Annotated in this window: 2 pseudogenes; both read left to right on the top strand. The window is 51.9% G+C overall.

What is annotated here, in order from left to right:
• A pseudogene (locus Q0372_RS04360) lies at positions 1 to 292 on the top strand (NAD(P)-dependent oxidoreductase); the annotation flags it as partial.
• A 16-nt stretch (positions 293 to 308) separates the two neighbouring features.
• Positions 309 to 2,004, top strand: a pseudogene (locus Q0372_RS04355) (Na+/H+ antiporter NhaC family protein).
• Positions 2,005 to 2,313 lie beyond the last annotated feature (309 nt).

The raw sequence follows: 2,313 nt of genomic DNA, 5'->3' as shown, positions 1-2,313 counted from the left end.
GGCGTTTATCAAGCAGTTTAGCCGCAATATCCGCAACGACCTGCGCGGCACGGGCATCCGCGTGACGGAAATCGCGCCGGGAATCTGTAAGAGCGAGTTTAGCGAGGTGCGCTTTAAGGGCGACGTAGCGCGCGCTGCGGCCGTGTATGAGGGGGTCGATGCGATCCTGCCCGAGGATATCGCGCAGATCGTGCTAAGCTGCCTAGCGATGCCGCACCGAGTAAATATCAACATCGTAGAGGCGATGGCGACGCAGCAGAGCTGGGCTGGGCTTTTTATCGAGAAGCATTAAATTTTAAGGCGAGAAAATGAAAAAAATTATATTACTAATGTTTTTATCGGTTGCCGCGTTTGCGGTGGATGACGCAACTAGGCAGCATAATGCCGAGCTTTTCGGTATCTGGACGCTGGTGCCGCCCGTCGTGGCGATCGCGCTTGCATTTATCACCAAAGAGGTGATTTTATCGCTTTTCATCGGCGTTTTTAGCGGCACCTATATGCTAGCAGTCGTTAATGACAATCCGATCTCCGCGCTTGTGGGCAGCTTTACGGATCTGGTCTCGCGCGTGGTGGGCTCGATGGCTAGCAAAGGCAACGCGGGCGTGCTTTTGCAGGTGCTTTGTATCGGCGGCGTAGTCGCGCTGATTAGCAGGACGGGCGGCACGAAAGCCGTGGCGCTTTGGATTAGCAAGCGCGCTAAAAACGGGTATCTCGGCGCAAATTTCGACGTGGGTTATGGGTCTTTTCGTATTTTTCGACGACTACGCAAATGCTCTGATCGTAGGCCCTGTCATGCGGCCGATCACCGATAAATTTAGAGTCAGCCGCGAAAAGCTCGCTTTCATCATCGACGCTACCGCCGCGCCGATTGCGGGTATCGCGCTAATTTCTACCTGGGTAGGTCTTGAGGTCTCTTTGATAAGAGCGGGATATGATCAGATCGGCGTACAAAACGTAAACGCCTTCTCGATCTTCGTGCAAACCATGCCGTACCGCTTCTACAATCTTTTTATGCTTGCTTTCGTAGTTTACGTGGCGTTCATGCGCAGGGATTTCGGGCCGATGCTCTCTGCCGAAAGGCGCGCAGCGACGGGCGAAATCCACTCTAAAAATTCTAACATCGCCGAGCTAGAAGATAAAACGCTAGAGCCCAAAGAGGGGATCAAGCCGCAGGCTTCAAACGCCGTTATCCCGCTTATAGTGCTAATCTGCGGCGCGTTTGCGAGCTTTTATTTTAGCGGGCTAAGCAAGCTTGAGGGCGACGCTCTAGCAGCCGCAAAAGCCGCTCCGCTAAGCTTTACGACGCTTCAGGCGACGTTTGGCAACGCAAACTCGTCGGTCGCGCTTTTTCAAGCGGCGCTTCTTGCTACGGTCGTGTCTATATTTATGGGCGTTTACCGCAAAATTTTTAACGTCAGAGAGGCGATCTCTACGTGGATCAAGGGGTGGAAGACGATGATCGTTACGATCGTGATCTTGCTGCTTGCCTGGTCGCTCAGCTCAGTCATCAAAGAGCTCGGCACGTCGCGCTATCTGGTCGATATGCTAAGCCAAAATACGCCGAAATTCTTGCTTCCGGTAGCGATTTTCGTGCTAGGCTCGTTCATTAGCTTTTCGACGGGCACGAGCTACGGCACGATGGGAATTCTAATGCCGCTTGCCATACCTTTGGCAAACGCCGTGGGACTTGCCCACGGGCTTTCGGGCGATGCGCTTCACGCCTATATGGTCGTAAATATCTCGGGCGTGCTTACGGGCGCGATTTTCGGCGATCACTGCTCGCCGATTTCGGATACCACGATCCTTTCGTCGATGGGCGCGGGCTGCGATCATATCGAGCACGTAAAGACGCAGATGCCTTACGCTCTATCCGTCGGAGCGGTCGCCGTGGTGGCAGGCTATCTGCCCGTAGCACTAGGGCTTAGCGTCTGGATCGCGCTGCCGATGGGGCTTGCCGTTACGTGGGCTCTTGTACGATTTGCAGGTAAAAAGATAGAGGAGTAGCTCTGTAAATTTTTAAATTTCGCTTTTGCCTTCCGCTTCCGAATTCCGCAGAGATGCGGAATCCTGTCCGGCGGAATTTTGCTTTATCCCGCAGAATTCCGCTCTGTAAAATTCCGTCGCGCTAGTAAAATTTTAAAACGAAATTTCAAAAAGAGTGAGCAAATTTTAAAAGCGGAATTTTAAATAGCCGCGTTAAAACGGCGCGGCCGCACGCAATTTAAAATTTTTAAAGTAAACGGATAGTAAAATACCGATAAATTTCAAACAAGGAGAATGAAATGAAAAATCCTAAAATGTTCCTCTGGGGGG

The organism is uncultured Campylobacter sp. (assembly GCF_937997405.1).
Classification (GTDB): Bacteria; Campylobacterota; Campylobacteria; order Campylobacterales; family Campylobacteraceae; genus Campylobacter_B.
Note: the sequence above shows the minus strand (reverse complement) of the source record. Positions and strands in the feature narration are given on the sequence as shown.